At 63.3% G+C, this 1,920-nt stretch carries 1 protein-coding gene; it reads left to right on the top strand.

Annotated elements, in window-relative coordinates; all coding sequences use genetic code 11:
• Positions 1-366 precede the first annotated feature (366 nt).
• Positions 367-1,845, top strand: coding sequence for a group II intron reverse transcriptase/maturase (gene ltrA, locus WS69_RS15335; protein ID WP_108034046.1), 1,479 nt, complete (start codon positions 367-369; stop codon positions 1,843-1,845).
• Positions 1,846-1,920: the final 75 nt, after the last annotated feature.

The raw sequence follows: 1,920 nt of genomic DNA, 5'->3' as shown, positions 1-1,920 counted from the left end.
CAAGTTCTGAGTGCGCCGGGAGACCGGCAAGGAGTAAGTGGTGCAAGTCCACTGCGATGAAGGTATAGCGAGCCACATCGGCCCCGAGCCGTGCGCAGGCCGCCGCGAGGCGGTCGGCGAAGCGTCGGTAGGGGAGCGTGTGGGCCAGCCATTGAGCCGCGATAGTTGTGTTATTCCGGGTGCCGACGCGGTTCAGAACGCGGAAGGCAACACGAAGGGGCGCGCAAGCGCGAGCGCCTCGACGACCCGGCGTGGTCAGAGACCCTGGCACGCACGGACGCTCCTTGTGCGGGAACCGGGAGATCTCTCGTCTGGCCAGTCGCAACACGGGCTGGTCCGCATCGGGAAGGCGAGGAGCCGTAGCCGATGATGAACGGACGGGAGAAGTCAGACTCCGCCGTATTAGCGAGGAAGCCTGCGAACAACGCCGGGAGACCGGGAGCGGAGCAGGTGGAGCGAAGGGCGGGGACCAAGGGGAACACGGGTCAGTCCAGCACGCGCCGGGCGCAGAACCGGGCAAGCGTGTCACAGGGGCTGGAACGTGTACGGCAAGCTGCAAGGCAACGGAAGAAGGAGCGGTTCACCGCGCTACTGCACCATGTCACTGTCGACCGGCTCCGGGAGTCGTTCCTTGCGCTCAAACGCGATGCGGCTCCGGGAGTGGATGGCATGACATGGCGGTACTACGAGGCAGGACTGGACGAGCATCTCCAGCGTTTGCACGCGCAGGTACACAGCGGAGCGTATCGGGCATTGCCCGTTCGACGGCAGTACATACCCAAGCCGGACGGTAAGCAGCGCCCGTTGGGGATTGCCGCGCTGGAGGACAAGATCGTCCAGCGCGCGGTGGTTGACGTGCTGAATGCGATCTACGAGGGGGACTTCCTCGGTTTCTCGTACGGGTTCCGGCCCGGGCGCAGTCAGCACGATGCGCTGGACGCATTGGCAACAGCGATCACCAGTACCCCGGTGAACTGGATTCTGGACGCCGATCTCAGGAGCTTCTTCGACTCGGTCAGCCAGGAATGGCTGGTCCGTTTCATTGAACACCGGATCGGCGATCAACGCATCATTCGTCTTGTGCACAAATGGCTCAAGGCGGGCGTGCTGGAAGATGGAGAGGTGAGCATCAGTGAGCTAGGTACGCCGCAGGGATCAGTGGTTTCACCGCTGTTCGCGAACGTGTATCTGCATTACGTGTTTGACCTCTGGGCCAATCGGTGGCGACGGCGGGAAGCCAAAGGCAACGTCATCATTCTGCGATACGCAGATGATGTAGTGGTCGGCTTCGAGCATGAAGCCGACGCGCGGCGTTTCTGGGATGCGATGCGTTCGCGGTTGGAGGAGTTCGCGCTTGCGCTTCACCCGGACAAGACGAGGCTGCTGGAGTTTGGTCGCTATGCGGCGGCCCACCGCCGGCGTCGCGGCCTTGGCCGGCCGGAAACCTTCACCTTTCTGGGCTTCATCTTTATCTGCGGCAAATCGCGCCGTGGCGCCTTCCAGCTTCAGCGGAAGACCCGGGGCGATCGTATGCGGGCGAAGCTCAGGCAGATCAAGGAGGAGCTTCGGCGACGCATGCACGAACCGATTCCTGTGCAAGGGAAATGGCTTGGGCAGGTGGTGCGCGGCTACTTCGCGTACCACGCAGTACCCACGAACTCGCGCGCACTTGGCGCGTTCCGCTACCACATCGTTGATCTCTGGCGGCGCGCGCTCCGGCGCCGTAGCCAGAAGGACCATATGACGTGGACGCGGGTCGAGAGGATCGCGGACGCCTGGCTCCCTCAACCTCGCATTCTTCATCCATGGCCGGATCGGCGCTTTGCCGTCAAGCACTCAAGGTAGGAGCCCGGTGCCCGAATTGGGCACGCCGGGATCTGTGCGGGGGGTGTTCAGTAATGGGCATTCCTACCGCGATTC

The organism is Burkholderia sp. BDU5, from assembly GCF_001522845.1.
Classification (GTDB): Bacteria; Pseudomonadota; Gammaproteobacteria; order Burkholderiales; family Burkholderiaceae; genus Burkholderia; species Burkholderia mayonis.
The sequence above is the reverse complement of the archived record's forward strand: the minus strand, read 5'-3'. Positions and strand labels throughout refer to the sequence as shown.

What these genes read in the sequence shown, in the direction of transcription:
- ltrA (WP_108034046.1), top strand. Translation starts at nt 367, where the DNA reads ATGATGAACGGACGGGAGAAGTCAGACTCCGCCGTATTAGCGAGGAAG.